Raw genomic sequence first — 26,620 nt, 5'->3', positions numbered from 1 at the left:
CATGTCGAAATTTTTTATCGACCGTCCGATTTTCGCCTGGGTAATTGCCCTGGTGATCATGCTGGTCGGGGCTCTATCGATCCTCAAGCTGCCCATCAACCAATACCCGAGCATCGCCCCACCGGCGATCGCCATCTCTGTGACCTACCCAGGTGCTTCTGCACAGACCGTGCAGGACACCGTGGTCCAGGTGATCGAGCAACAGCTCAACGGTATCGACAACCTGCGTTATGTGTCCTCGGAAAGTAACTCCGACGGCACCATGACCATTACCGCGACCTTCGAGCAAGGCACCAACTCCGACACCGCCCAGGTCCAGGTGCAGAACAAGCTGAACCTGGCCACCCCGCTGCTGCCCCAAGAAGTGCAGCAACAGGGGATCCGCGTCACCAAGGCCGTGAAGAACTTCCTGCTGGTGATCGGTGTGGTGTCGCGTGACGGCAGCATGACCAAGGACGACCTGTCCAACTACATCGTGTCCAACATGCAGGACCCGATTTCCCGGACCGCCGGCGTCGGCGACTTCCAGGTGTTCGGTGCCCAGTACGCCATGCGCATCTGGCTGGACCCGGCCAAGTTGAACAACTTCAACCTGACTCCGGTGGACGTCAAGGCCGCCGTTGCGGCACAAAACGTCCAGGTCTCGTCCGGTCAGCTCGGCGGTTTGCCTGCCCTGCCCGGCACCCAGCTGAACGCCACGATCATCGGCAAGACCCGCCTGCAGACTGCCGAGCAGTTCAAGGAAATCCTGCTCAAGGTCAACAAGGACGGCTCCCAGGTTCGCCTCAAGGATGTCGCCGATGTCGCCCTGGGTGGTGAGAACTACAGTATCAACGCCCAGTTCAACGGCGCACCGGCCTCCGGCCTTGCGGTGAAACTGGCTACCGGCGCCAACGCGCTGGATACTGCCAAAGCCTTGCGCACCACCATCGAAAGCCTCAAGCCGTTCTTCCCTGAAGGCATGGAAGTAGTCTTCCCGTACGACACCACCCCGGTGGTGACCGAATCGATCAAGGGCGTAGTACACACCCTGGTCGAAGCGATCGTGCTGGTGTTCCTGGTGATGTTCCTGTTCCTGCAAAACTTCCGCGCCACCGTCATCACCACCATGACCGTGCCGGTGGTATTGCTGGGTACATTCGGCATCCTCGCGGCGTTCGGCTTCAGCATCAACACCCTGACCATGTTCGGTATGGTCCTGGCCATCGGCTTGCTGGTGGACGATGCCATCGTCGTGGTGGAAAACGTCGAACGGGTGATGAGCGAAGAAGGCCTGTCGCCCAAGGAAGCCACCAAGAAGTCCATGGGCCAGATCCAGGGCGCACTGGTGGGTATTGCCCTGGTACTGTCGGCGGTACTGCTGCCGATGGCGTTCTTCAGCGGCTCTACCGGGGTGATCTACAAGCAGTTCTCGATCACCATCGTCTCGGCCATGGCCCTCTCGGTACTGGTCGCCCTGATCTTTACCCCGGCGCTCTGCGCCACCATGCTCAAGGCCATTCCCAAGGGCGAGCACGGCACGCCCAAGCGTGGTTTCTTTGGCTGGTTCAACCGCAATTTCGATCGCGGCGTACGCAGCTACGAGCGTGGCGTGGGCAACATCCTCACGCACAAGGCGCCGTACCTGCTGGCCTACCTGATCATCATCGTTGGCATGATCTGGCTGTTCACCCGCATCCCGACCGCATTCCTCCCGGAAGAAGACCAGGGCGTACTGTTCGCCCAGGTCCAGACCCCGGCGGGTTCCAGTGCCCAGCGCACCCAGGTGGTGGTCGATGAAATGCGTGAATACCTCCTGCGCTCCGGTAAGGATGGCGGTGAAGGTGATGCGGTTGCCTCGGTGTTCACGGTCAACGGCTTCAACTTTGCCGGCCGTGGCCAGAGCTCGGGTATGGCATTCATCATGCTCAAGCCGTGGGACGAGCGTAACGCCGACAACAGCGTGTTCAAGGTCGCAGAACGGGCCCAGCAGCACTTCTTCACGTTCCGTGATGCCATGGTGTTCGCCTTCGCCCCGCCAGCGGTACTGGAGTTGGGTAACGCCACTGGTTTCGACGTGTTCCTGCAGGACCGCGCCGGTATCGGCCACGAGAAGCTGATGGAGGCCCGCAACCAGTTCCTCGGCATGGCCGCACAGAGCAAGGTGCTGTCCCAGGTGCGTCCTAACGGCCTGAACGACGAACCGCAGTTCCAACTGGAACTCGATGACGAGAAAGCCAGTGCCTTGGGCGTAACGCTGACCGACATCAACAACACCCTGTCGATTGCCCTGGGCAGTAGCTACGTCAACGACTTCATCGACCGCGGTCGAGTGAAGAAGGTCTACATTCAGGGCGTGCCGGGTTCGCGGATGACCCCTGAAGACCTGAAGAAGTGGTACGTGCGCAACAGCCAGGGAACCATGGTGCCATTCTCGGCCTTCGCCAAGGGCACCTGGATCTACGGCTCGCCGAAGCTGGCGCGTTACAACGGCGTGGAAGCCATGGAAATCCTCGGTGCTCCGGCCCCGGGCTATTCCACCGGTGAAGCCATGGCTGAAGTCGAAGCCCTGGCCAAGAAGCTGCCGGCGGGGGTGGGTATCTCCTGGACTGGCCTGTCCTATGAGGAACGCCTGTCGGGTTCCCAGGCGCCTGCCCTGTACGCCCTGTCGTTGCTGATGGTGTTCCTGTGTCTTGCGGCGTTGTACGAAAGCTGGTCGATTCCGATCGCGGTGATGTTGGTGGTGCCGCTGGGGATCATCGGTGCCCTGCTCGCCACCAGCCTGCGCGGCCTGTCCAACGACGTGTACTTCCAGGTAGGCCTGTTGACGACCATCGGTCTGGCGGCGAAAAACGCCATTCTGATTGTCGAATTCGCCAAGGAATTGCATGAACAGGGACGCACCCTGCGCGACGCCGCGATCGAGGCCTGCCGGATGCGTCTGCGACCGATCATCATGACCTCGCTCGCGTTCGTCCTGGGTGTGGTGCCACTGGCCATTTCCACCGGCGCCGGTTCGGGCAGCCAGCACGCCATCGGTACCGGGGTGATCGGCGGTATGATCACCGCTACCGTACTGGCCGTGTTCTGGGTACCCCTGTTCTTTGTCACTGTGTCGTCCATGGGGCAGCGCAAGAATGCCAAGCCGGATGACGCCACCGAAACTCCTAAAGAGGCTGGCCAATGAGCAAGTCGCTACTCTCCCTAGCCGTCGCCGCGTTCGTGCTCGGTGGCTGCTCGCTGATACCCGATTATCAGCAGCCCGAGGCCCCTGTGGCCGGGCAGTACCCGCAAGGGCCGGCTTACTCGCCGGCCCAGGCGCCGAACCAGGCCGCCGCCGAGCAAGGCTGGAAGCAGTTTTTCCATGACCCGGCCCTGCAGCAACTGATCCAGACCGCGCTGGAAAACAACCGTGACCTGCGCGTCGCGGCGCTGAACATCGACGCCTATGCGGCCCAGTACCGCATTTCCCGCGCCGACCTGTTCCCCGCCGTTTCGGCCAATGGCAGCGGCAGCCGCCAACGCCTGCCGGCAGACGCCTCGCAGACCGGCGAATCCTCGATCAGCAGCTCCTACTCGGCGACCCTGGGCGTCAGCGCCTATGAGCTCGACCTGTTCGGGCGTATTCGCAGCCTCAACGAGCAAGCGCTGCAGAACTACTTCGCCACCGAAGAAGCGCGGCGCAGCACCCAGCTCAGCCTGGTGGCCAACGTGGCCAACGCCTACCTGACCTGGCAGGCCGACAAGGAACTGCTGAAGCTGACGCAGGACACCCTCGCCACCTTCGAAGAAAGCTACCGCCTCACCGCGCGCAGCAACGAAGTCGGCGTGGCCTCGGCGTTGGACCTGAGCCAGTCGCGTACCTCGGTGGAAAACGCCAAGGTGCAACTGGCCAAGTACACCCGCCTGGTCGCCCAGGACGAGAACAGCCTGACCCTGCTGCTGGGTACTGGCTTGCCTGCCAACCTGACCGCCGCCAAGCCATTGGCTGACGACCTGCTCAGCGAAGTGCCGGCCGGCCTGCCTTCGGACCTGCTGCAACGACGTCCGGACATCCTGGCCGCCGAGCACAACCTCAAGGCTGCCAACGCCAATATCGGCGCGGCGCGGGCTGCGTTCTTCCCGAGCATCAGCCTGACGGCCAATGCCGGCACGCTCAGCCCGGACCTGTCCGGCCTGTTCAAGGGCGGTTCGGGGACCTGGTTGTTCCAGCCCCAGATCAACCTGCCGATCTTCAACGCCGGCGCCCTGAGTGCCAGCCTGGATTACTCGAAAATCCAGAAAGACATCACCGTTGCGCAGTATGAGAAGTCGATCCAGACCGCCTTCCAGGAAGTCTCCGACGGCCTCGCCGCACGCCAGACCTTCAACCAGCAGTTGCAGGCCCAGAGTGACTTCGTCCAGGCCAACCAGGATTACTACCGCCTGGCCGAGCGTCGCTACCGCATTGGTGTCGACAGCAACCTGACCTTCCTCGACGCCCAACGTCAGTTGTTCAGCGCGCAGCAATCGCTGATCACCGATCGCCTGTCGCAACTGGTCAGCGAAGTGAACCTGTACAAGGCCCTGGGTGGCGGCTGGAACGCCCAGACCGCGAAGAATGAGCCCGTGCCAGAAGTCGCACCGAAGCTGAAGATGTTCTGATCAGCCCGATGCGCACCAGGCTGATCCCTGGGCCTCACGAAAATCCGCAATCCCCTCAAGGATTGCGGATTTTTTTATGCCTGTTGCACGGCTGGCCTCAGATCCGTGCCAGCGCCTGGGCCAGGTCGGCGCGCAGGTCTTCGACCGCTTCCACCCCAACCGACAAACGCACCAGCCCGTCGCCTATCCCCAGTTCTGCCCGAGTCGCAGGTGGAATGGTGGCGTGGGTCATGATTGCCGGATGCTCGATCAGGCTTTCCACTCCTCCCAGGCTCTCGGCCAGGGCAAAGATCTGCACCGCCTCGAGAAACCGCCGGGCACCGGCCAGGTCGCTGTTCAAGTCCAGGGCAATCATCCCGCCGAAGCCGCGCATCTGGCGCTGCGCCAATTCGTGCTGGGGGTGTGACGGCAGGCCGGGATAATAGACCCGCGCCACCTGCGGCTGGCGCTCCAGCCACTGGGCAAGGTCCAGCGCGTTGCTGCAGTGGCGCTCCATACGCAAGGCCAGGGTCTTGACCCCGCGCAAGGTGAGAAAGGCGTCGAACGGCCCGGCAATCGCGCCCACCGCGTTTTGCAGGAAACCCAGGCGCTCGGCCAGCTCAGCGTTGTGCCCAACCACCGCTATGCCGCCGATCACATCGGAATGGCCGTTGAGGTACTTGGTGGTGGAGTGCAGCACGATATCGAACCCCAGCTCCAGCGGGCGCTGCGTCCACGGGCTGGCAAAGGTGTTGTCGGCGACACTGATGATCCCCCGCGCACGGCAGATCCGCGCGATGGCGCTGAGGTCGGTCAGGCGCAGCAAGGGATTGCTCGGCGTCTCGACCATGACCATCCGCGTGTCGTCTTGCAGCGCCGCTTCGAAGGCTGCCAGATCGGTCAGGTCGACGAAACTGAAACGATGCCCGGCGCTGCGTTGGCGCACTTTGTCGAACAGGCGGAAGGTGCCCCCGTACAGGTCGTTGCCGGAGACAATGTGCGCACCGGCATCCAGCAGCTCGAGCACCGTGGAGATAGTTGCCAGCCCGGAGGCGAAGGCAAATGCCTGGGTACCGCCCTCCAGGTCGGCCACGCAGCGCTCCAGGGCAAACCGGGTGGGATTGTGCGAACGGCCGTAGTCGAAACCCTTGTGCACGCCGGGACTCTGCTGCAAATACGTGGAGTTGGCGTAGATCGGCGGCATCAGCGCTCCGGTCGTCGGGTCCGGCACTTGCCCGGCATGGATCACCCGGGTGGCGAAATCCTGGGGCGCGGCGGTTTTATCCTGATGACTCATGCAAGGGATCTCCGTAGATGATTGAGCAGGTCGACGCGGGTAATCAGGCCATGGAAGCCTGAAGCGTCGGCGATGATCGCCACCAACCCGCGGTCGAGCTCGGCCTGCAGCTCGGCCAGGCTGGCAGCGGCCGGCAAGGTATGCAGTTGCTTGGTCATGGCCGAGGCCACCGTCATGCGCAAGTGCGCAGCATCCTGATGCACCCCCAGCAACACATCCGATTCGTCGAGTACGCCCACCAGGCGCTGGCCATCGACCAGTACCGGCAACTGCGACACATCCGCCAGGCGCATGCGCTGGAAAGCGGTCAGCAGCGTGTCGTCGGGGCCGACGCTGATCACCCGGCCGTCCTCGAAACGCCTGGCGATCAGGTCCCGCAGGTCGCCGTAGCGCTTGCGCTGCAACAAGCCCTGATCGGTCATCCACTGGTCGTTGTAGACCTTGGACAAGTAGCGGGTGCCGGTATCGCAGACAAAACTGACCACTCGCTTGGGTTCGGTCTGCTCGCGGCAGTAGCGCAAGGCCGCCGCCAGCAGCGTGCCGGTGGAGGATCCGCCGAGAATGCCTTCGACGCGCAGTAACTGGCGGGCATGTTCGAAGCTTTCTTCATCGCTGATCGAATAGGCCTGGCGCACGCTGGACAGGTCGGCGATGGACGGGATGAAGTCCTCGCCGATGCCCTCCACCGCCCACGAGCCGGGGGTGCCAAGGGTACCGCTGCGGCTGTATTCGGCCATCACCGAACCAACAGGATCGGCCAGCACCATGGCCAGGTCCGGCTGTACTCGGCGGAAGAAACGGGTCAGCCCGGTCAGGGTACCGGCCGAGCCGACGCCGACGACGATGGCGTCCAGGTCATGCTGGGTCTGCGCCCAAATCTCTGGCGCGGTGCTGCACTCATGGGCCAGCGGGTTGGCGGGGTTGTTGAACTGGTCGGCAAAAAACGCCTCGGGGATTTCCTGCGCCAGCCGCGCGGCGACGTCCTGGTAATACTCCGGATGCCCCTTGCCGACATCGGAGCGGGTGATGTGCACCTCGGCCCCCATGGCCTTGAGGTGCAGCACCTTCTCGGTGGACATCTTGTCCGGCACCACCAGCACCACCCGATAACCCTTGGCGCGGCCCACCAGGGCCAGGCCCAGGCCCGTATTGCCAGCCGTGGCCTCGACGATGGTGCCACCCGGACGCAGGCGGCCATCGCGCTCGGCGGCGTCGATCATCGCCAGGCCGATGCGGTCCTTGATCGAACCACCGGGGTTCTGTGACTCAAGCTTGAGGAACAGGGTGCAGGGGCCGGTATCAAAGCGGCTGATCTGCACCAGCGGGGTATTACCAATCAGTTCAAGTACGGCAGGACGGGAGTTGTCTGGCATGTCTTCACCTCGTGGCGCGAATCCGCACTGGATGGACAACCGCTGCGACCAGGCCTGGCCCTCATGGGCAGGCCTGCCTCGCATGGACCATAGGCCCGGATCGCTGCCATCGCAAGCCTGCGCAGCTGACCGGCACCTCACACGCTTGCCCCGCCTCTTTCAACCCACCTTGGTGCGGTACAATTGCCCGGCCTGCTGAACCCTTGGAAGCGCTGGCACTCTTAGACAGGCTGCCCCTAAAGCAGTGAACGTTAAGGCGCCAACCGCAGCTCCTCCCCCGACCCCGTCCCGGCCACCTCGCCCCCATGAAAATCTTCTTCACCTTTGTCGCTGTACTCGCGCTGGCACTCGGCCTTGGCGGCTGTATCGGCCCGCCGATCGCCCTGACACCCCAGACCGAGCAACGCTTGGCAGCCTCCCCGCCGATCCGCTTCCTGCTCACTTTCGACGATGGCCCCAGCGCCTCCGGCTGGGCCAATCCGAGCCGGGCGGTACTTGAGGTGCTGGCCAACAACCCGATTCAGCCAGGCATCAAGGCGGTGTTTTTTGTCCAGACTCGCGCGCCACGGGCCGGCGGCAGTGAACGGGGGCGCAAAACCATGCTGCGTGAACACGCGGCTGGCCACATCCTGGGCTTCCACACCGCCACGCCGTGGCACAGCAATCATCGCTCTCTTGATCCGCAAGTACTCGAACAGTCGCTCACCTGGGGCACCGACGACATCACCGTGATCACCGGCGCAGCACCAAGCCTGGTGCGCCCGCCGTTCTGGAGCTACGACGCGCGCACCTTCGCCGCCTATCAACGGCATGGCCTGCAGGTGTTGTTGACTGACTTGAGCGCCAATGACGGCAAGGTGTGGGGGATCACCGCCAGTCCACGTCGACGCGCCAACCTGCTCAGGCAGCTGTCAGAAACCCGCGAGCGGATCGCCAAGGGCGAGTTGCCGACCGTTGATGGCGTGATTCCGGTGGTGGTGACGTTTCACGACCTCAATCGCTATACCGCCCGGCACATGCAGGAGTACCTGCAGATTCTGCTCGACAGTGCACGCGAGACCCACGTGCCCTTGGCGGCCAAACCGTTCTATGAAGACTCGGCCGCCTTGCAGCGCGCAGCCATGGCCCGCACCCTGCGCGATGCCAATGACCCCGCGCGATTGCCCGGGGCGTGGAACTGGATCTGGGGCCGCGACAAGCACTGAATGCGCCGCAGGTTCCAGCGCCTCAGATGGCCCGCAGGAAGTTCAGCACACAGTGGCTGAACGCATCGCCTGCCTGCACGTTGGACAGGTGCGCAGCATAGAACTCGGCATAGTGCGCACCTGCCACCCGCTGCTCGATGAAGTGTCCACCGGCCGGCGGCGTGACCGCATCTTCAGTGCCGGCGATCACCAGCGTCGGCACCTGGATCGCCGTCAGTTGCTCACGCAAATCCGCATCCCGTACCGCTGCGCAATTGGCCGCATAACCTTGTGGCGAAGTCGCGGCCAGCATGTCAGTGATCCGCTTGGTCGCCGCCGGATTGGTCGCGGCGAAATCCGCGGTGAACCAGCGCGCAATGGAGGCATCGCCCAGGGCCACCATCGCCGCCGCGCCATCGCGCAGGACCATTTCAATGCGCGGGTCCCAGATGGCCGGCTCGCCAATCTTCGCCGCGGTGTTGCACACCACCAGTGACAACAGACGCTCGCTGGCATTGATCGCCAGCCACTGGCCGATCAAGCCGCCCATCGACAAACCGCAGAAATGCGCGCGCTCGATATGCAAGGCGTCCAGCAGGGCCAGTACGTCACGGCCCAGTTGCTCGATGCTGTAAGGCCCAGGCGTCACCAGCGAACGACCATGACCACGGGTGTCGAAACGTAATACCCGAAAATGCTCGGCAAATAACGGGATCTGCCCATCCCACATGTGCAGGTCAGTGCCCAGTGAGTTGGACAGCACCAGCACCGGGGCGTGTTCGGGTCCGTCGAGTTGGTAGTGCAGTTCGCCGTCGGCCAGTTGTACAAATGCCACAGTTTTCTCCTTGAGACCGCCAGGGCCAGGTGTGCGGACAGCGCGCGCCCGATTCAGACGCGCGCTGGCCGGTCAAAGGTCGTGATGCAGATACGCTGCCTGCTTGGGCAAGCGCAGGCTGAACAGGAACGCGATGGCCATCATCACCGTCACGTACCAGTAGAACGAGTTTTCCATCCCCACCGACTTCAAGCTCAGGGCCACGTACTCCGCCGAACCACCGAAGATCGCGTTGGCCACCGCGTAGGCCAGGCCCACACCCAGGGCGCGCACTTGTGGCGGGAACATTTCGGCTTTCACCAGACCGCTGATGGAGGTGTAGAAACTCACGATCGCCAGCGCCAGGGTAATCAGCACGAAGGCCAGGAACGGGCTTGTGACTGACTTCAGGCTCAGCAGGATCGGCACTGTGCACAGCGTGCCCAGGGCACCGAACCAGAGCATCGAACTACGTCGACCGATCTTGTCGGCCAGCATGCCGAAAAGCGGTTGCATGCACATATAAAGGAACAGCGCCCCAGTCATGATGTAGCTGGCGGTCTTGGCGTGCATCCCGGCGGTGTTCACCAGGTACTTCTGCATATAGGTGGTAAAGGTGTAGAAAATCAGCGAGCCGCCGGCGGTGTAGCCCAGCACGGTGATGAAGGCGGCCTTGTGATCGCGGAACAACGCACGGATGCTCCCGGCGTCCTTGTCTTCGCGCATTTCCTTGCTGGTGGTTTCCTTGAGCGAGCGACGCAGCAGCAACGAAATCACCGCGGCAACCGCCCCCACGACAAATGGAATCCGCCAGCCCCAGGCGCGCAATTCATCCTCGGACAGGAACTGCTGCAGGATCACCACCAGCAACACCGCCAGCAGTTGCCCGCCAATCAGGGTCACGTACTGGAACGAGGCAAAGAAACCGCGCTGGCCCTTGAGCGCCACTTCACTCATATAGGTCGCGGTGGTGCCGTACTCACCACCCACCGACAGACCCTGGAACAGCCGGGCGACCAGCAGCAGGATCGGCGCCCAGACGCCAATGTCCTTGTAGGTCGGCAGACAGGCGATCAGCAGAGACCCGGCGCACATCATCAGCACCGAGATCATCATCGAATTCTTGCGTCCGTGCTTGTCGGCTACCCGGCCGAACAACCAACCACCGATGGGGCGCATCAGGAACCCGGCAGCGAACACGCCGGCGGTGTTGACCAGTTGCACCGTGGGATTGTCGGAGGGGAAGAAGGCTGGCGCGAAGTAGATCGCGCAAAACGCATACACGTAGAAGTCGAACCATTCGACCAGGTTGCCGGAGGAAGCCCCGACAATCGCAAATATTCTTTTACCCCGCTCTTCAGCGGTGTAGTGGCTTGTCATAGATGTCATGGTTTTACACTCGATGGGGACAGTGAGAGTCTAGACACACTTTGCAACACTCCTGTTCCCTGGAATCACTCATTCAGGCAATTGCGCGTCTGTGATGACGCCTTCGCGGGCAAGCCTTGCTCCTACGGGAGCAGGGCTTGCCCACGGGGTGGTCAGACCCGTTCGATCGCCAGCGCCAGGCCTTGGCCGACACCCACACACATGGTCGCCAAGGCTTTTTTACCGCCGGTTTTTTCCAGTTGATGCAGGGCCGTCAACACCAGTCGCGCCCCGCTCATGCCCAATGGATGTCCCAAGGCAATGGCGCCGCCGTTGGGGTTGACCTGCGCCGCGTCGTCAGCCAGGCCCAGTTCACGCAGCACCGCCAGGCCCTGGCTGGCGAAGGCTTCATTGAGTTCGATCACGTCGAAATCGCTGATCGCCACACCCAGACGCTCGATCAGCTTGCGCACCGCTGGCACCGGGCCGATGCCCATGACTCGAGGAGCTACGCCGGCACTGGCCATGCCGAGCACTTTGGCCCGCGCAGTCAGGCCGTGTTTCTTCACCGCTTCGGCGGACGCCAGGATCATCGCCGCCGCACCATCGTTGACGCCCGACGCGTTGCCGGCGGTGACAGTTTTGTCCGGGCCATTGACTGGCTTGAGCTTGCCCAGGGTTTCCAGGGTAGTGTCGGCCCGGGGATGCTCGTCCTGCTCTACCAGGCTTTCGCCTTTCTTGTGGGCAATACGCACCGGGACGATTTCTTCGGCGAAAAAGCCTACTGCCTGCGCCGCCGCAGTACGTTGCTGGCTGCGCAGGGCAAAGGCGTCCTGATCCGCGCGCGAAACCCCGTAGTCGTCCGCAACGTTGTCGGCGGTCTGCGGCATCGCGTCCACGCCGTACTGGGCTTTCATCAAGGGATTGATGAAGCGCCAGCCAATGGTGGTGTCTTCCAGTTTCATCCCGCGCGAGAACGCCGCGTCGGCCTTGCCCATGACAAAGGGGGCGCGGGACATCGACTCGACGCCACCGGCAATCGCCAGCTCCATTTCGCCGCTGGCAATCGCCCGGAAGGCGGTGCCAATGGCATCCATACCCGAGGCACAGAGGCGGTTGAGGGTCACCCCGGGAATGCTCTGCGGCAATCCGGCCAGCAACAAGGCCATGCGCGCGACGTTCCGGTTGTCTTCACCGGCCTGGTTGGCGCAGCCGAGGAACACCTCGTCCACCGCGCTCCAGTCAACGCCCGGGTTACGCTCGATCAAGGCCTTGATCGGCACCGCGGCCAGGTCGTCGGCACGCACGCTGGACAAGCCGCCACCAAAGCGGCCGATGGGGGTGCGAATCGCGTCGCAGATATACACCTCGCGCATCATGCTTCTCCCGGTGCCTGGCCGTGGGCGGCGGCGGTCCGTGCTTCCAGATCGCGCAGGGCCGCCAGCTCGACCGCTGTCGGCTCGGCGGTCTGCTGCACCTGCTCGGCAAAACGGATGGCCCAACCGGTCGCCGCCACCACTTGCTCGCGGGTCACTCCCGGGTGCAGCGCTGTGACCACGAACTCATGGGTGCCGGCTTCCGGCTCCATGATGCACAGGTCGGTGATGATGCCCACCGGTCCAGCCCCTGGCAGGCCGAGGCGCTGGCGCGAGTCGCCGCCTTCGCCGTGACCGACCGAGGTGATGAAGTCCAGCTTGTCGACGAACGAACGGGCCGACTGCTTGAGAATGATCAGCACGCTTTTCGCCGAACCGGCGATCTCCGGGGCGCCGCCGGCACCGGGCAAACGAACCTTGGGCTGATGGTAGTCACCGACCACCGTGGTGTTGATGTTGCCGAACCGGTCGACCTGAGCCGCCCCCAGGAAGCCGACGTCGATGCGCCCGCCTTGCAGCCAGTAACGGAAAATCTCCCCGGTCGGCACCACAGTGTCAGCGGTTTCGGCCAGTTCGCCATCACCGATGGACAGCGGCAGCACACTGGGTTTGGCGCCAATCGGACCCGATTCGTAGATCAGCACCACGTCCGGCGAAGACGTCAGGCGCGCTAGGTTGGCGGCTTTGGAGGGCAAGCCGATGCCGACGAAGCACACCGAACCGTTTTTCAGGCGGCGGGCGGCGGCCACGGTCATCATTTCATTGGTGGAGTAAGTCATTATTTGGCCTCCGAAGCACGAGCCAACTTGGCCTGGAATTCACTGAAGTCAGCGCTGCCGTGGATGTACTCATTGATCCACGCGGTGAAGGTCTCACGGTCGCGGGCAATCGGGTCCCAGGCTTGGTAGAAACGGTTATCGCGCTCGGTGTAACCGTGGGCGTAGGACGGATGCGCCCCACCCGGCACATGGCAGACCGCACTCAGGGCCCAGGTCGGCAGGACGCAGGCATTCATCGGGGCCTTGAGGTCATCGACGATTTCTTCGACAGTGACGATGCAACGCTTGGCCGCCAGCGCCGCTTCCTTCTGCACGCCGAGGATGCCCCAGAGCAACACGTTGCCCTTGCGGTCGGCCTTTTGTGCGTGGATCACCGTCACATCCGGGCGCACCGACGGCACCGCTGCCAGCACTTCGCCGGTGAAGGGGCAGGTCACGGTCTTGATCAGCGGGTTGACCTTGGGCAGGTCGGAACCGGCGTAGGCGCGCAATACGGCGAACGGCAGTCCGGAGGCGCCCGCGACGTAGGCATTGGCCAGGTCCGCGTGGCTGTGTTCTTCGATTTCCAGTGGCTGGGGCCATTGCTTCTCGACGGCATCGCGCAGACGGTGCAGCGACCCCACGCCAGGGTTACCACCCCAGGAGAAAATCAGCTTGCGTGCGCAACCGGCACCGATCAACTGGTCGTAGACCAGGTCGGGGGTCATGCGTACCAGGGTCAGGTGTTTCTTTCCCTGACGAATGATTTCATGACCCGCTGCGGTTGGAATCAGGTGAGTGAAGCCTTCGAGGGCGACCGTGTCACCATCATTCACGAATTGCTTCACTGCATCGTGCAGCGAAAGGATTTCTGCCATGGGGGTGGACTCCCGAGCTTGAGTAAACCGACGTGGAGGACGAGGCGCGATGTACGGCGCCGGATTGACTGAAGAGTAAGCCGCTAAAAAACCCCAAACAATCCGATAATCGACTAAGTGTTCGTTTATCGAACAGATTGTTATCAGCCTATCGATCCTCTCAGGACACCTGGCCTCGATATCGGTTTATCGAACAGTTCAGGCGAACAGCTGGGCGCTCAGTTCCCGGCTGGCACTCAGCAGGCCCGGGAGAAACCGCTGCTCCAGCTCGTTGCGACCGACGCGTCCGGCATGGGTACTGACGTTCAGTGCCGCCAACACCTGGCCCGAGGCGTCGTACACCGGCACGGCGATCGAGCGCAGGCCCTGCTCCAGCTCCTGGTCGACAATGCACCAGCCCTGCTGGCGAACTTCCTGCAGGCACTCGAGCAATGCTTCGGGGGTATGCAAGGTGCGACTGGTCTTGGCCTGCAGGTCGGCGTGATCGAGGTACTCACGCAATGACGCATCATCCAGCGCCGCCAGCAGGATCCGCCCCATGGACGTGCAGTAGGCCGGCAAGCGCCCGCCGACCGAGAGGTCTACCGATATCAGGCGCTGGGTCGTCGCCGAGCGCGCGATGTACAGAATGTCATTGCCTTCCAGCGTGGCCATGTTGCAGGCCTCGTGCAATTGCTCGCTCATTCGGTCCAGGTAAGGCTGGGCCGAGACCGCCAAGGGGGTCGAAGACAGGTAGGCATGGCCCAGGGTCAGCACCTTGGGCAACAGCGAATAGGTTCGCCCGTCGGTGGTGGCATAGCCAAGCTTGATCAGGGTATGCAGGCAGCGACGCACCGCTGCGCGGGGAATTTCGGTGCGGTGGCTGATCTGCGCAATGGTCAGGTGGCGCTTGCGCTCCTGAAAAGCTTGCACCACGGCCAGGCCTCGGGCCAGGGACGTCATGAAGTCCGGGTCCCCGGTAAACGCCTGGATCCGCTTGGCGGGCGAAGCAACAATCGGCGGCGCGGCTGACGTGAAGGAATTGCGCAATTGATCGTTCATTTCAGGTCGGTCCCCAGGGTTCGTCAGCTATTACAGGCTGCCCCCGAGCGTGCGCACAAGCCGTGGGCAGTCAACTTTGGGCGATTATCGAACCACCAGCCGATAATCGCAATCCACCCGCGTAGCGCCAAAGGCCTTGTCGACTGCGGGCTGCACCCTGTTAGAGAGGTGACTTTAGAGCATGTATCCTTACCAGACTTTCATACTTGTCCTTGGATAATCGAGTGAGTGCCCCCACATACAAACTTCAGCTGTATTAATGACGTCAGGAAACAAACGTCTGTTGTATGGGTTCAAAATCAACCCAGGTAACAAAACATTTTTACAAGGGGCCGGGGACATTTAACTTATTGGCGATAGGCAGCGCTCGATTGAACGCTATAATGGCCACAGTGATGTCCCCGTTTCGCCTCGACAACGGATCCCATCACCCAGGCAGCGCAAGGCTTTGGCCCCGCTACCTGCTGGCAAGCGCTAGACGCGCATTTCGAATGCCCGGCCCATGCGCTTGCAGGAAACAAGAAGACTGATGCTACATCAGTGATTCTTCTCTGGTGCTGTGGCCGCCTGCAACAACGGTGCTGTCAGTGCAGTGCGTTCGTGATTCAAGCAGCCTGTGGCTACTTGCATGATGACGCCTGCGATCAACCGACCCCGCGCAGTGCGTTTCACCAGAGTTTATTTCAACTTGATTAGGTAACACTGTGACGAAAGACGAACTGCGCGCCGAACTTGAGCGCCAGGAACAACGTTACAAGGATGTGTACGGTGGTGAAGTCACCACCTACGCCGCCCAGCCCGAACCGGAACGCAAACCGTGGCGTAAGCGCGCCAGCGTTCAGGACCAGGCATTCAGCCAGGAACTGCAAAAGATGGAAAAGGACCTCAAGGCCGAAGAGCCCTAGCGCCAACGCTTGAGTGTTGCTCAAAACTTGCCCTCAGCCGCTGGGCAGGTTGCTCCGTCACCGCGCCTGCTGAAGACAGGCGCGGGCCGCCATTGCCCGCCAATTGAGGCGAACGGCTTAAAAGCTGACCCCTCATTTCAGAAATTTCATACAGCGTTATCCCCCATTGGCCGAGGCGACGGAAACCTGATTTCTGGCGAAGCACCCAATAAAATCAAGGGGTTAAAAACCCTACGCTGCGACTGGGGCTTAGGGTCTTGTTACAAACTAAATGAATGAAACATGTTGCCGATCGGCACCTGATGCATCGATTAACCATCTTTTCTGGCATAATCGCGCCCCCTTATGACCGGGTCAGAAAACCTTCATGATCGATTTATTCAGCGGACTGGATGCTTGGGTGCTTGTGAGCCTCTTGCTCGCCCTGGCCTTTGTCCTCGCCTTCGAGTTCATCAACGGCTTTCATGACACCGCTAACGCGGTAGCCACTGTTATCTACACCAAGGCCATGCCGCCCCACCTGGCGGTGTTCTTCTCCGGTGTATTCAACTTCCTTGGCGTGTTGCTGGGCGGCGTGGGCGTGGCATATGCCATTGTCCATTTGCTGCCGGTAGAACTGTTGATCAATGTGAACACCGGCCACGGGCTGGCAATGGTGTTCTCGCTCCTCGCGGCGGCCATCACCTGGAACCTGGGCACCTGGTACTTCGGTATTCCGGCCTCCAGCTCCCACACCCTGATCGGTTCGATCCTCGGTGTCGGCCTGGCGAACGCCCTGATCAACGATATTCCACTGGTTGACGGGGTTAACTGGCAGAAGGCTATCGACATCGGCGCCTCGCTGGTGCTCTCGCCAATGGCCGGCTTCGCGGTGGCCGCCCTGGTACTGCTGGGCCTCAAATGGTGGCGCCCGCTGTCCAAGATGCACAAGACCCCGGACCAGCGCCGCAAGATCGACGACAAGAAACACCCGCCGTTCTGGAACCGCCTGGTCCTGGTGATCTCGGCGATGGCGGTGAGCTTCGTGCACGGCTCCAACGATGGCCAGAAAGGCATCGGCCTGATCATGCTGGTGTTGATCGGTATCGTCCCGGCGCAGTTCGTTCTCGACCTGAACAGCACCACCTACCAGATCGAGCGGACTCGCGATGCGACCTTGCACCTGAGCCAGTTCTATCAGCGTAACGAGGCCACCCTGGGCGAGTTCCTGGCCCTGGGCAAAAGCGTGAAGGAAGACCTGCCGGAGAAATTCCGTTGCAATCCGCAACAGACCGAACCGACCATCAGCGCGCTGCTGGGCACCCTCAAGGGTGTAGCCGACTACCACTCGCTGCCGCACGAAAGCCGCATCGAAGTACGTCGCTACCTGCTTTGCCTGGACGACACTGCGAAGAAAGTCGGCAAGCTGCCTGGCCTGGACGCCCGTGAAAAGGCCGACCTCGACAAGCTGCGCAAAGACTTGACCGCCACCACTGAATACGCGCCATTCTGGGTGATTCTGGCAGTCGCGCTGGCACTCGGCCTGGGCACCATGGTCGGCTGGAAACGCGTGGTACTGACCATCGGCGAGAAGATCGGTAAACAAGGCATGACCTACGCACAAGGCATGTCGGCCCAGATCACCGCCGCGTGCATGATCGGCATGGCCAACATCTTCAGCCTGCCGGTATCGACCACCCACGTCCTGTCCTCGGGTGTCGCCGGTACCATGGTCGCCAACAAAAGCGGCCTGCAAGGCGGAACCGTGAAGACCATCTTGCTGGCCTGGGTCCTGACCCTGCCAGCCACAGTGGCCCTGTCCGCCGGCCTGTTCTGGCTGGCCTCGAAGGCCCTGGGTAGCTGATTCAAAGCTGCACATAAAAAGGCGCGCCCTCCTGGAGGTCGCGCCTTTTTTGTTGGAAAAAACACCAAACCCTAAGCAGCCGCTACCGCAGCAACGGATATGCCCAAAAAATCCAAACCAAAAAAAAGGGCAACCGAAGTTGCCCAAAATGCCTTGCGTGCTCGTGCTCCCAGAAAGACCTAAGGCTTCTTGCGCTTATGCGAGTCTTTCCAGATAAAAAATCCAAACCCAACGAAAAACAGAACCATGAGGCTGACGGTCAGCACTCCGGCGATCACCACATTGTCGAAAAACATGACCAGCCTCCTGTGCTTGCCTCGTTGCGATGGGTCTAAGTTAACCAATCAGGCACAGGAGAAAATTGACCGGGATCAATGTCGCCCAAGACAGGGCGTAAAGGCGGGGAAATAACTGACCTGCATCAACAGATGCAGGGTGGGGTCAACGCTTTTTCGGTTTGTTCTTCGGCTTTTTCTTCGCCTTGCCCAGCGGCATGGCCTGCTCAAATGCCTGGCGCACTTCGTTCAGGCGCTTCTCATTGAGGTCATGCACACGCTTGGCGCGCTCGGTGTTGAGATCGATCAGCTTGTCGTCTTGGCTCATGGCGTGGTTTACGTCTTCCGGTTCAATACAGGCGCGGCACAGCGACCCACGTCACCCTGCCCGCTCAAGGTTGAGCAATAATGCGGCCTCTGGCCAACGAAGACCAGCCACCTGGCAACGCAACAAAAGGTCTTCGCAGTTCACACCTCTATATCGACCCACAACCCCTGGCGCGGCTGATCGTCCATCACCGCCACCACTGGCACAGTGTTATCGGCATTCAACTCGTCGCCCGGCACCGCCAGGGGTACCTGCGGATCGTCGCCAGCTTCGCGCCGGCGTTTATCGCGGGCCAACTGACGCCGCTGCTGTTCACGCAACCCCATCGCCGCTTCCTCGGGATCGCGCTGTTGCAGGTCGATCGTGCTCTCGCTGGAGCTGGGCTGCACCGGTGCCACCGGCATGATGTCCGGGCGTGGCCGTACCGGATCCTGCTGGGAGGTAATCGGCACGGCGCTCAAGGGAAGCATGGGTGGCAGCATGGTGAGGGTCTCCTGTCGGCAGGCTGTCGGCTGTTTGACCAGCGACTTGAGCCATCGGTCGCAAACTTGTGAGCCAGTTGACACTCACAATCACCAATCGGCTCGATGCGCTACCGTAAGACTAGTAGTTTTTATGAGAGTCCTTTGGCTCTGAAGGCAGCGATCCGTTAAGATAGTCGGCTTTTTCAAGGCGGGAGTCAGGCAGCATGGCGCAGCAGTATCAACCGGGGCAACGCTGGATTAGTGACAGCGAAGCAGAGCTAGGTCTAGGCACCGTTCTGGCACAGGACGGTCGCTTGCTGACCGTGCTCTACCCGGCCACTGGCGACACCCGCCAGTATGCGCTACGGAATGCGCCCCTCACCCGCGTGAGGTTTTCGCCGGGCGACACCATTACGCACTTCGAAGGCTGGAAAATGACCGTGCGCGAAGTCGACGACGTCGACGGCCTGCTGGTCTACCACGGGCTCAACGCAGAGAACGAGCCGGTCACCCTGCCCGAAACCCAACTGTCGAACTTCATCCAGTTCCGCCTGGCCAGCGACCGTCTGTTCGCCGGGCAGATCGACCCACTGGCCTGGTTCTCCCTGCGTTACCACACCCTGGAACACACCAGCCGCCAGTTGCAGTCGTCGCTCTGGGGCCTGGGTGGCGTGCGCGCACAACCTATCGCGCACCAGTTGCACATTGCCCGTGAAGTGGCTGACCGTATTGCGCCGCGGGTTCTGCTGGCGGACGAAGTGGGCCTGGGTAAAACCATCGAAGCCGGCCTGGTGATCCATCGCCAACTGCTCTCCGGTCGCGCCAACCGCGTGCTGATCCTGGTGCCGGAAAACCTCCAGCACCAATGGCTGGTGGAAATGCGCCGGCGCTTCAACCTGCAGGTCGCGCTGTTCGACGAAGAACGTTTTATCGAAAGCGATGCCAGCAACCCGTTCGAAGACACCCAGCTCGCGCTAGTAGCCCTGGAGTGGCTGGTCGACGACGAGAAAGCCCAGGATGCCCTGTTCGCCGCGGGCTGGGACCTGCTGGTGGTCGACGAAGCTCACCACCTGGTGTGGCACGAAGACCATGTCAGCCCCGAGTACTCGCTGGTCGAACAACTCGCCGAGACCATCCCTGGCGTCCTGCTGCTGACTGCCACCCCGGAACAACTGGGCCAGGACAGCCACTTCGCCCGTCTGCGCCTGCTTGATCCGAACCGTTTCCATGACCTCAAGGCCTTCCGCGCCGAGAGCGAGAACTATCGCCCGGTGGCCGAAGCCGTTCAGGAACTGATGGACCAGGGCCGTTTGTCCCCGGCCGCCCACAAGACCATCCAGGGTTTCCTCGGCGACGAGGGCGAAGCCCTGCTGACCGCGGTCAACGATGGCGACATCGAAGCCAGCGCCCGCCTGGTCCGCGAATTGCTGGATCGCCACGGCACTGGCCGCGTGCTGTTTCGCAACACCCGCGCCGCAGTGCAAGGTTTCCCTGAGCGCAAGCTGCACCCTTACCCGCTGCCGTGCCCGGACGAATACCTCGAGCTGCCGCTGGGCGATCACGCCGAGCTGTACCCGGAAGTCAGCTTCCAGGCCCAACCGGATGCCGACGAAGAACAACGCTGGTGGAAGTTCGACCCACGCGTGGAGTGGCTGATCGACCAGTTGAAGATGCTCAAGCGCACCAAGGTCCTGGTGATCTGTGCCCACGCGGAAACCGCGATGGACCTGGAAGACGCCCTGCGCGTGCGCTCCGGCATCCCGGCCACGGTGTTCCATGAAGGCATGAACATCCTCGAGCGTGACCGCGCAGCGGCCTACTTTGCCGATGAAGAGTTCGGTGCCCAGGTACTGATCTGCTCGGAAATCGGCAGTGAAGGTCGCAACTTCCAGTTCTCCCATCACCTGGTGCTGTTCGACCTGCCAGCGCACCCGGACCTGCTGGAACAGCGGATCGGTCGTCTGGACCGGATCGGCCAGAAGCATGTCATCGAGTTGCACGTGCCGTACCTGGAAACCAGCCCGCAAGAGCGCCTGTTCCAGTGGTACCACGAAGCACTGAACGCATTCCTCAACACCTGCCCGACCGGCAACGCCCTGCAGCACCAGTTCGGCCCACGCCTGCTGCCGCTGCTGGAAGAAGCCGACGACGGCGAGTGGCAAGCGCTGATCGATGAGGCCCGCGGGACTCGCGAAGCCCTGGAAGCCGAGCTGCACAGCGGCCGTGACCGCCTGCTGGAACTCAACTCCGGCGGTGCTGGCGAAGGCGATGCCCTGGTCGAAGCGATCCTTGAACAGGACGATCAGTTCGCCCTGCCGATCTATATGGAAACCCTGTTCGACGCCTTCGGCATCGACAGCGAAGACCACTCGGAAAACGCCCTGATCCTCAAACCGAGCGAAAAAATGCTCGACGCCAGCTTCCCGCTGGGCGACGACGAAGGCGTGACCATCACCTACGACCGCAACCAGGCGCTGTCTCGCGAAGACATGCAATTCATCACCTGGGAGCACCCGATGGTTCAGGGTGGCATGGACCTGGTACTGTCCGGCTCGATGGGCAACACCGCGGTCGCGCTGATCAAGAACAAGGCACTCAAGCCCGGCACCGTGTTGCTGGAACTGCTCTACGTCAGCGAAGTGGTCGCCCCACGCTCGTTGCAACTGGGCCGTTACCTGCCGCCGGCAGCCCTGCGCTGTCTGCTGGACACCAATGGCAACGACCTGTCGAGCCGGGTGTCGTTCGAGACCCTCAACGACCAGCTCGAAAGCGTGCCCCGCGCCAGCGCCAACAAGTTCATCCAGGCCCAGCGTGATCAACTGACACCGCGCATCAACGCCGGCGAAGAGAAGATCACCCCGCGCCACGCTGAACGGGTAGCCGAAGCACAACGCCGCCTGGCAGCCGACACCGATGAAGAACTGGCGCGCCTGACCGCCTTGCAAGCCGTCAACCCGACGGTGCGTGACAGCGAGCTGGTTGCCCTGCGCCACCAGCGCGAACAAGGCCTGGCCATGCTCGACAAAGCGGCCCTGCGCCTGGAGGCGATCCGGGTGCTGGTGGCGGGTTAACCCCCCGCCTTGCACCGCGATCAAAAAGGCCCGCAGCGATGCGGGCCTTTTGCTTTTCTGTGGGATCTGCCGAAGTCTGTGGTGCTTAACCCGCAGACACCGCACCAACTCCAGGCTCAACCACCGCCCCCATCCCCTCCTTCATGCGCTTGGCATCGCGGACAAAACAGCGCGCTGCCAGGAACAGGAAGACCATGGTGAGCAACAGCGCGACCGGAATCAGGTACATCGCATCGTGCAGGCCGACGGCCTTGAAGGCTTCGGTCATCTGCTCGGCACCCGCCGCTTGCATCGCCGTATGGGCGAAGTGATCGGACAGCCCGCCGACCACCACGGGCCCCAGGCCGCCCCCCAACAGATACAACCCGGCGAAGAACAGCGCCATGGCCGTCGCCCGCAAGCGCGGTTCAACCACGTCCTGGATCGCCGTGTATACGCAGGTATAGAAGTTGTAGGCAAACAACCAGCCCAGGCTGAACACCGCCACGAACACCCCGATTTCAATACGCCCGGCATGCAGCGCCCACGCCGTGCACAGGGTCGAGATAATCAGGCTGAAGCCCGCGAACAACAGCCGACCACTGGCCACCCGCTGATGAATCTTGTCGGCCACCCAGCCGCCCAGCGTCAAGCCAAACAACCCGGTAACCCCGACAATCACCCCGGTGGCCACGGCTGCATCCTGCAGCGGCAGCAGGAAATAACGCTGCAGCATCGGCACCAGGAACGAGTTGCAGGCATAGGTGGCGAAGTTGAAGCACAGGCCGGCCATCACCAGCCAGAGAAAGGTCGGAATCGCCAGGACCCGACGAATCGGCCGGTCGACCCGTTCCTGGGATATCTGCACGGTTTCCGCCGCACCGCGCTTGGGCTCTTTGATGAAGAACATGAAGACCGCCAGGATCAACCCCGGCACTGCCGCGATGAAAAAGGGTGCACGCCAGCTATCGAAGGCCTTGACCATGGCACCGATGGTGAAGAACGCCAGCAACAAGCCCAGGGGCAGTCCGAGCATGAAAATGCCCATCGCCCGCGCCCGGCGATGGGCAGGAAACAGGTCGCCGATCAGCGAGTTGGCGGCCGGAGCGTAACTGGCCTCACCGATGCCCACGCCCATGCGCACGATCAGGAAACTCCAGAAACTGCCCACCAGCCCATTGACCGCCGTCAGCCCGCTCCACACCGCCAGCCCCCAGCCCATCAGCTTGCTGCGCGAACCGGTGTCGGCCATCCGCCCCAGCGGCAGCCCGGCAATCGCATAGACGATGGTGAATGCAGTTCCGATGATCCCCAGCTGAAAGTCGCTCAGGTGCCACTCCATGCGGATCGGCTCGATGATGATGGCCGGAATGGTGCGGTCGAAGAAGTTGAACAGATTGGCCAGGAACAGCAGGAACAGAATGCGCCAGGCATTCGCCGCTTGGGTCGAGTTCTGCATGGGTCCGTCTCTTTTTATTTATTGTTATGGGCGCGCTACTGCCAACCCGGAACCTGCAATCTAGTCAGGCGCCTGCGCGCTGTCTGTAATTATTCGTAAGGCTGATGTCGGCTTATCGAAGGCCGCGACTCGCATTCCCCTAGCTATATCTCTAAACGCTATATAGCTAAGTACAAAATAATAAGAGGCAATGCGCCATCACCGCTTTCACTGCGCTGCCGGCTTCTATACTCCAGCCATTCGCCAGCGTTCATGGCGCCTGCGAGACGTTTCAACGACGGGGCATGCGATGGCCTGGCTAGGATGGCATTTCAGCAGCGAACTGCCCGCAAGCGGCGGCCAGGTCATACTCAACTGCAGCCACGACCCGGCGTTGGTGCTGCTGGCCTACCTGGTCGCCTGCGCAGCCAGTTTTGCCACTCTGGACATGGCGGAGCGGGTCGGCCATGTCGAAGATCCACGCTCGCAAAGGCGCTGGCGCTGGGTCGGAGCCGGCTGTCTGGCCGGCGGCATCTGGGCCATGCACTTCATCGGCATGCTGGCATTCCAGGCGCCGATCACCATCCACTATGACCTGTCGATTACCCTGCTCTCGCTGCTGATTGCCTTTCTCGCCGCCTTCTTGACCATGGACACCCTGAGCCATCCAGAGCCGCGTCCCTGGCAGTACGTCAGCGCCTCGATCGGTGTCGGAGTGGGGATTGCCGCCATGCATTACGTGGGCATGGCAGCCATGCGTTCCAGCGCCCAGATCTACTTCGCGCCAGGACTGTTCGCCGTATCGATCATCATCGCCATTCTCGCCAGCGCCGTAGCTTTGCTGCTCTCGCACTGCCTGCGCACTGGCAGCGGGGTGTTGCACCAACTGCTCAAGTACGCGACCAGCCTGTTGCTGGGGGGCGGCATTGTCAGCATGCACTTCACCGGCATGTGGGCCATGACGCTGGTGCTACCGGAGGGCGTGCCGGCCCCACTCGCGGTGCCCCACAACCCGCTGCAACTGGGTGTGACCATCACCGTGATCACCTTGCTGGTGATCGGCAGCAGCGTCAGCGCAGCACTGGCGGACCGCAAACTGCAACACAAGGAACGTGACCTGTGCCGGGTCAATGCCCTGCTCTGCCAGCTGGACCAAGCCAGGCAGTCGTTGCAGCAAGTGGCGCTTTACGACCCCCTGACCAACCTGATCAACCGTCGCGGCTTCAACCAGATCTTTGCCGAGAAGCTTGCGGAGAAAACCGCACAGGGTGGCAAGCTGGCGATCATGTTCCTTGATATCGATCACTTCAAGCGCATCAACGATAGCCTTGGCCATGATGCCGGGGACAGCCTATTGAAGGTAATTGCCGGGCATATCAAAAGCTCGGTCCGCAGCCATGACGACGTGGTCGCACGGTTTGGCGGCGATGAGTTCTGCGTGCTGGTCAATCTGCTGGATCGCGAGGAGGCCCAGCAAGTGGCTGAGCGCATCATGCAGAAAATGAAAGCGCCGATCGAGCTGGCCGGACGGCGCATGGTCATGACCACGAGCATTGGCATCAGCGTGTTCCCCGACGATGGCCAGCACTGCGAGGAACTGCTCAAACACGCCGACCTGGCGCTGTACCAAGCCAAGGCCAATGGGCGTAACGGTGTGCATTTTTTCAACGAGCAGTTGAAAACCCGGGCAACGGTGGCCCTGCAGCTCGAAGAAGAACTGCGCAACGCCCTGCGCGACGACAGCGGGCTGCTACTGTATTACCAGCCGATCTACGACCTGCGGACCGGCCAGGTGACCAAGCTGGAGGCCCTGATCCGCTGGCAGCATCCGCTCCACGGCGTGCTGGCACCCGACCGTTTCATCGCCATTGCCGAGGCCAACGGGCTGATTGCCGAACTCGACAACTGGGTGCTGCGCAAAGCCTGTGCAGACCTCGGCGAACTGTCCCGACACGGCTGCGACTCGCTGAAGATCGCGGTCAACTGCTCCCCGCTCAACCTGGCGCGCCCGGAGCTGGCCGACGAAATCGAGCAGGCCCTGCACTCGGCCGGGGTAGCGGCAGACAGGCTGGAGTTGGAGGTCACCGAAAACGCGCTGATGGGCAACATCACCAACACCCTGGTGCTGCTCAAGCAAATCCGTGCCCTTGGGGTTTCCCTGTCCATTGATGACTTCGGCACCGGCTACTCGTCCCTCGCCTACCTCAAGCGCCTGCCCTTGAACACGCTGAAGATCGACCGCTCGTTCATCCAGGACATCCCGGATTCAACGCAAGACATGGAAATCGTCCAGGCCATTATTGTCATGGCCCATACCCTGCAGTTGCAGGTGGTCACCGAGGGCGTCGAAACCTTCGAGCAGTACCGCTTCCTCGAACGTTTTGGCTGCGATTTCATCCAGGGTTACCTGATGAGCTGCCCAGTGCCGCTGGCTGAGCTGCGGCCGATTCTCAATGAGCTCAACCAGCGTAATCCCCTACAGCCGGTCAGCCCTTTGTCGCTGGTGCGCGATACAGATGAATCAAGGTTGCCGGGTCCTTTTCCAGGAAGCCCTGGCCACCGTGCAAGCGCATCAGCTGTGCGGCCAGGCCACTGATTGGCGTCGCCGAACCCTGCTCGCGAGAAAACTGCACGGCGCCATCCAGGTCCTTGAGCAGGGTCCGCACGTGCCACTTCACCGGTTCAAAGCGGCTTTCGGCCATCTGCGGAGCCAGTATCTGCAGCGGTTTGGAGTCGGCAAAACCGCCGCTCAAGGCGTCCGCCAACCGGCTTGCATCGACACCTGAACGCTCGGCCAGTGCCACCACTTCGGCAATCACCAGGGCATTGCAGGCCACGATCATCTGGTTGCAAGCCTTGGTCACCTGCCCCGCCCCCACCGCGCCCATGTGCGTGACTCGCTGGCCGAGGTTGAGCAGCACGGCGCGAACCCGCTCCAGATCAGCCGTCGCCCCTCCAACCATGATCGCCAGGCTCCCAGCCTCGGCACCAGGCACGCCACCGGACACCGGTGCATCGAGCCAGCCCATGGAGCAGTCGCTGGACAGTTGCGCGGCCATGCCCCGGGTGGCGGTCGGTTCCAGGCTGGAGAAATCCACCAGCAACTGTCCAGCCTTCGCGCCACTGGCCACGCCCGCCGGACCAAACACCACCTCGCGCACCACCTCGGTATTGGCCAGGCACAACATCACCAGGTCGGCGTGATCACAGAGTTCGGCCGGGCTCGCCACCTGCCGGGCACCCGCCTCGACCAGGGCAGCGCACTTTTGCGGATGACGATTCCACACCGTCAGCGGATAACCCGCAGCCAGCAGGCGACGACACATCGGCAAGCCCATCAAGCCGATGCCGGCGAACGCAAGTGAAGGTAACGATGCCATTGATATGCCTCTGCGCGATAGAAAGTCTGCGAATAGTCGCTGATTCACCGAGACTTGGGAAAGCCGCGTGCGCCACCAGCCGGAATGGTCAAACAAAGGTCAGCAAGGTACATCCAGAAACAATTAAGCAGCCATTCGGCTGCTCAATAAACTGTTCCCATTACGCGAACGTCACCCTCGATCAGGCCTGGCTGTGGCCTTTCTCTACGGCAACGTGCCATCACGCTACTCCGCTACACACTTTAC

At 62.0% G+C, this 26,620-nt stretch carries 20 protein-coding genes; 7 read left to right on the top strand and 13 right to left on the bottom strand.

Annotated features, from left to right (window positions below):
- Position 1: 1 nt before the first annotated feature.
- Together emhB and adeC are read left to right on the top strand one after the other, a co-directional pair.
- The gene (gene emhB, locus CKW24_RS08620; RefSeq protein ID WP_095167030.1) at positions 2-3,166 is read left to right on the top strand and encodes an efflux RND transporter permease subunit EmhB; all 3,165 of its coding nucleotides are present in this window, start codon (positions 2-4) and stop codon (positions 3,164-3,166) included.
- Positions 3,163-4,623 carry an AdeC/AdeK/OprM family multidrug efflux complex outer membrane factor gene (adeC, locus tag CKW24_RS08615; RefSeq protein WP_095167028.1) on the top strand — a complete coding sequence of 487 codons (1,461 nt, stop codon included), beginning with the start codon at positions 3,163-3,165 and terminating at the stop codon, positions 4,621-4,623. The genes emhB and adeC overlap by 4 nt, the downstream gene beginning before the upstream one ends.
- Positions 4,624-4,720: 97 nt before the next feature.
- Here adeC and CKW24_RS08610 read toward each other — a convergent pair whose 3' ends face one another.
- Both CKW24_RS08610 and CKW24_RS08605 read right to left on the bottom strand, forming a co-directional pair.
- Entirely contained in the window at positions 4,721-5,899 is a 1,179-nt protein-coding gene (locus tag CKW24_RS08610; RefSeq protein WP_095167026.1) for a PLP-dependent aspartate aminotransferase family protein, read from the bottom strand.
- Positions 5,896-7,272 carry a pyridoxal-phosphate dependent enzyme gene (locus tag CKW24_RS08605; RefSeq protein ID WP_095167024.1) on the bottom strand — a complete coding sequence of 459 codons (1,377 nt, stop codon included), beginning with the start codon at positions 7,270-7,272 and terminating at the stop codon, positions 5,896-5,898. Before CKW24_RS08605 ends, CKW24_RS08610 begins: the two co-directional genes overlap by 4 nt.
- A 305-nt stretch (positions 7,273-7,577) precedes the next feature.
- On the opposite strand from CKW24_RS08605, the gene CKW24_RS08600 reads away from it, so the two are divergent.
- Positions 7,578-8,477 carry a polysaccharide deacetylase family protein gene (locus CKW24_RS08600; protein ID WP_095167021.1) on the top strand — a complete coding sequence of 300 codons (900 nt, stop codon included), beginning with the start codon at positions 7,578-7,580 and terminating at the stop codon, positions 8,475-8,477.
- A 22-nt stretch (positions 8,478-8,499) separates the two neighbouring features.
- On the opposite strand, the gene pcaD is transcribed toward CKW24_RS08600, so the two are convergent.
- From pcaD to pcaR, 6 genes are all read right to left on the bottom strand, one after another.
- Complete coding sequence (gene pcaD, locus CKW24_RS08595; RefSeq protein ID WP_095167019.1) at positions 8,500-9,291, bottom strand: 3-oxoadipate enol-lactonase; 792 nt, start codon at positions 9,289-9,291, stop codon at positions 8,500-8,502.
- A 72-nt stretch (positions 9,292-9,363) separates the two neighbouring features.
- Positions 9,364-10,659: an MFS family transporter gene (locus CKW24_RS08590; RefSeq protein WP_095167017.1), complete on the bottom strand. Its 1,296-nt coding sequence runs from the start codon at positions 10,657-10,659 to the stop codon at positions 9,364-9,366.
- A 152-nt stretch (positions 10,660-10,811) separates the two neighbouring features.
- Complete coding sequence (gene pcaF, locus CKW24_RS08585) at positions 10,812-12,017, bottom strand: 3-oxoadipyl-CoA thiolase (RefSeq protein ID WP_174244566.1); 1,206 nt, start codon at positions 12,015-12,017, stop codon at positions 10,812-10,814.
- Positions 12,014-12,796 (bottom strand): CoA-transferase subunit beta, encoded by a 783-nt coding sequence (locus CKW24_RS08580; RefSeq protein WP_174244611.1) that lies wholly within the window; start codon positions 12,794-12,796, stop codon positions 12,014-12,016. The genes pcaF and CKW24_RS08580 overlap by 4 nt, the downstream gene beginning before the upstream one ends.
- Positions 12,793-13,650: a CoA transferase subunit A gene (locus tag CKW24_RS08575; RefSeq protein ID WP_095167011.1), complete on the bottom strand. Its 858-nt coding sequence runs from the start codon at positions 13,648-13,650 to the stop codon at positions 12,793-12,795. Before CKW24_RS08575 ends, CKW24_RS08580 begins: the two co-directional genes overlap by 4 nt.
- 198 nt (positions 13,651-13,848) lie before the next feature.
- Entirely contained in the window at positions 13,849-14,691 is an 843-nt protein-coding gene (gene pcaR / locus CKW24_RS08570; RefSeq protein WP_095167009.1) for a pca regulon transcriptional regulator PcaR, read from the bottom strand.
- 704 nt (positions 14,692-15,395) lie between these two features.
- Here pcaR and CKW24_RS08565 point away from each other — a divergent pair.
- Positions 15,396-15,596 carry a hypothetical protein gene (locus CKW24_RS08565; RefSeq protein WP_095167007.1) on the top strand — a complete coding sequence of 67 codons (201 nt, stop codon included), beginning with the start codon at positions 15,396-15,398 and terminating at the stop codon, positions 15,594-15,596.
- A 367-nt stretch (positions 15,597-15,963) separates the two neighbouring features.
- The gene (locus CKW24_RS08560) at positions 15,964-17,439 is read left to right on the top strand and encodes an inorganic phosphate transporter (protein ID WP_095167005.1); all 1,476 of its coding nucleotides are present in this window, start codon (positions 15,964-15,966) and stop codon (positions 17,437-17,439) included.
- 179 nt (positions 17,440-17,618) lie between these two features.
- Here CKW24_RS08560 and ccoM read toward each other — a convergent pair whose 3' ends face one another.
- The 3 genes from ccoM to CKW24_RS08550 all read right to left on the bottom strand — a co-directional run bounded on the left by ccoM (position 17,619) and on the right by CKW24_RS08550 (position 18,524).
- Positions 17,619-17,735, bottom strand: a complete 117-nt coding sequence (gene ccoM / locus CKW24_RS28585) for a cytochrome c oxidase subunit CcoM (RefSeq protein ID WP_305886485.1) — start codon at positions 17,733-17,735, stop codon at positions 17,619-17,621.
- Positions 17,736-17,880: 145 nt separating this feature from the next.
- Positions 17,881-18,042 (bottom strand): hypothetical protein, encoded by a 162-nt coding sequence (locus tag CKW24_RS28235; protein ID WP_007906621.1) that lies wholly within the window; start codon positions 18,040-18,042, stop codon positions 17,881-17,883.
- A gap of 140 nt (positions 18,043-18,182) precedes the next feature.
- Positions 18,183-18,524, bottom strand: coding sequence for an aspartate-semialdehyde dehydrogenase (locus tag CKW24_RS08550; RefSeq protein ID WP_095167003.1), 342 nt, complete (start codon positions 18,522-18,524; stop codon positions 18,183-18,185).
- Between the two features lie 206 nt (positions 18,525-18,730).
- On the opposite strand from CKW24_RS08550, the gene rapA reads away from it, so the two are divergent.
- Positions 18,731-21,577, top strand: a complete 2,847-nt coding sequence (gene rapA / locus CKW24_RS08545; protein ID WP_095167001.1) for an RNA polymerase-associated protein RapA — start codon at positions 18,731-18,733, stop codon at positions 21,575-21,577.
- An 85-nt stretch (positions 21,578-21,662) separates the two neighbouring features.
- Here the strand turns inward: rapA and CKW24_RS08540 are convergent, their stop codons facing one another.
- Positions 21,663-23,015, bottom strand: coding sequence for an MFS transporter (locus CKW24_RS08540; protein ID WP_095166999.1), 1,353 nt, complete (start codon positions 23,013-23,015; stop codon positions 21,663-21,665).
- A 289-nt stretch (positions 23,016-23,304) separates the two neighbouring features.
- On the opposite strand from CKW24_RS08540, the gene CKW24_RS08535 reads away from it, so the two are divergent.
- Positions 23,305-25,590 (top strand): bifunctional diguanylate cyclase/phosphodiesterase, encoded by a 2,286-nt coding sequence (locus CKW24_RS08535; RefSeq protein ID WP_095166997.1) that lies wholly within the window; start codon positions 23,305-23,307, stop codon positions 25,588-25,590.
- Here the strand turns inward: CKW24_RS08535 and CKW24_RS08530 are convergent.
- Positions 25,481-26,374, bottom strand: coding sequence for an NAD(P)-dependent oxidoreductase (locus CKW24_RS08530; protein WP_095166994.1), 894 nt, complete (start codon positions 26,372-26,374; stop codon positions 25,481-25,483). The two genes, CKW24_RS08535 and CKW24_RS08530, sit on opposite strands and share 110 nt — an antisense overlap.
- Positions 26,375-26,620: the final 246 nt, after the last annotated feature.

The sequence above is a fragment of the Pseudomonas sp. Irchel 3H3 genome (genome assembly GCF_900187635.1).
Classification (GTDB): domain Bacteria; phylum Pseudomonadota; class Gammaproteobacteria; order Pseudomonadales; family Pseudomonadaceae; genus Aquipseudomonas.
The sequence above is the reverse complement of the archived record's forward strand: the minus strand, read 5'-3'. Positions and strand labels throughout refer to the sequence as shown.

Coding starts and splice junctions, on each gene's coding strand:
- adeC (WP_095167028.1), top strand. CDS start 3,163: ATGAGCAAGTCGCTACTCTCCCTAGCCGTCGCCGCGTTCGTGCTCGGT.
- CKW24_RS08605 (WP_095167024.1), bottom strand. CDS start 7,272: ATGCCAGACAACTCCCGTCCTGCCGTACTTGAACTGATTGGTAATACC.
- CKW24_RS08535 (WP_095166997.1), top strand. CDS start 23,305: ATGGCCTGGCTAGGATGGCATTTCAGCAGCGAACTGCCCGCAAGCGGC.
- CKW24_RS08575 (WP_095167011.1), bottom strand. CDS start 13,650: ATGGCAGAAATCCTTTCGCTGCACGATGCAGTGAAGCAATTCGTGAAT.
- pcaF (WP_174244566.1), bottom strand. CDS start 12,017: ATGATGCGCGAGGTGTATATCTGCGACGCGATTCGCACCCCCATCGGC.
- rapA (WP_095167001.1), top strand. CDS start 18,731: ATGGCGCAGCAGTATCAACCGGGGCAACGCTGGATTAGTGACAGCGAA.
- CKW24_RS08540 (WP_095166999.1), bottom strand. CDS start 23,015: ATGCAGAACTCGACCCAAGCGGCGAATGCCTGGCGCATTCTGTTCCTG.
- pcaR (WP_095167009.1), bottom strand. CDS start 14,691: ATGAACGATCAATTGCGCAATTCCTTCACGTCAGCCGCGCCGCCGATT.
- CKW24_RS08610 (WP_095167026.1), bottom strand. CDS start 5,899: ATGAGTCATCAGGATAAAACCGCCGCGCCCCAGGATTTCGCCACCCGG.
- CKW24_RS08550 (WP_095167003.1), bottom strand. CDS start 18,524: ATGCTGCCACCCATGCTTCCCTTGAGCGCCGTGCCGATTACCTCCCAG.
- emhB (WP_095167030.1), top strand. CDS start 2: ATGTCGAAATTTTTTATCGACCGTCCGATTTTCGCCTGGGTAATTGCC.
- CKW24_RS08590 (WP_095167017.1), bottom strand. CDS start 10,659: ATGACATCTATGACAAGCCACTACACCGCTGAAGAGCGGGGTAAAAGA.
- CKW24_RS08530 (WP_095166994.1), bottom strand. CDS start 26,374: ATGGCATCGTTACCTTCACTTGCGTTCGCCGGCATCGGCTTGATGGGC.
- ccoM (WP_305886485.1), bottom strand. CDS start 17,735: ATGTTTTTCGACAATGTGGTGATCGCCGGAGTGCTGACCGTCAGCCTC.
- CKW24_RS08600 (WP_095167021.1), top strand. CDS start 7,578: ATGAAAATCTTCTTCACCTTTGTCGCTGTACTCGCGCTGGCACTCGGC.
- CKW24_RS08560 (WP_095167005.1), top strand. CDS start 15,964: ATGATCGATTTATTCAGCGGACTGGATGCTTGGGTGCTTGTGAGCCTC.
- CKW24_RS28235 (WP_007906621.1), bottom strand. CDS start 18,042: ATGAGCCAAGACGACAAGCTGATCGATCTCAACACCGAGCGCGCCAAG.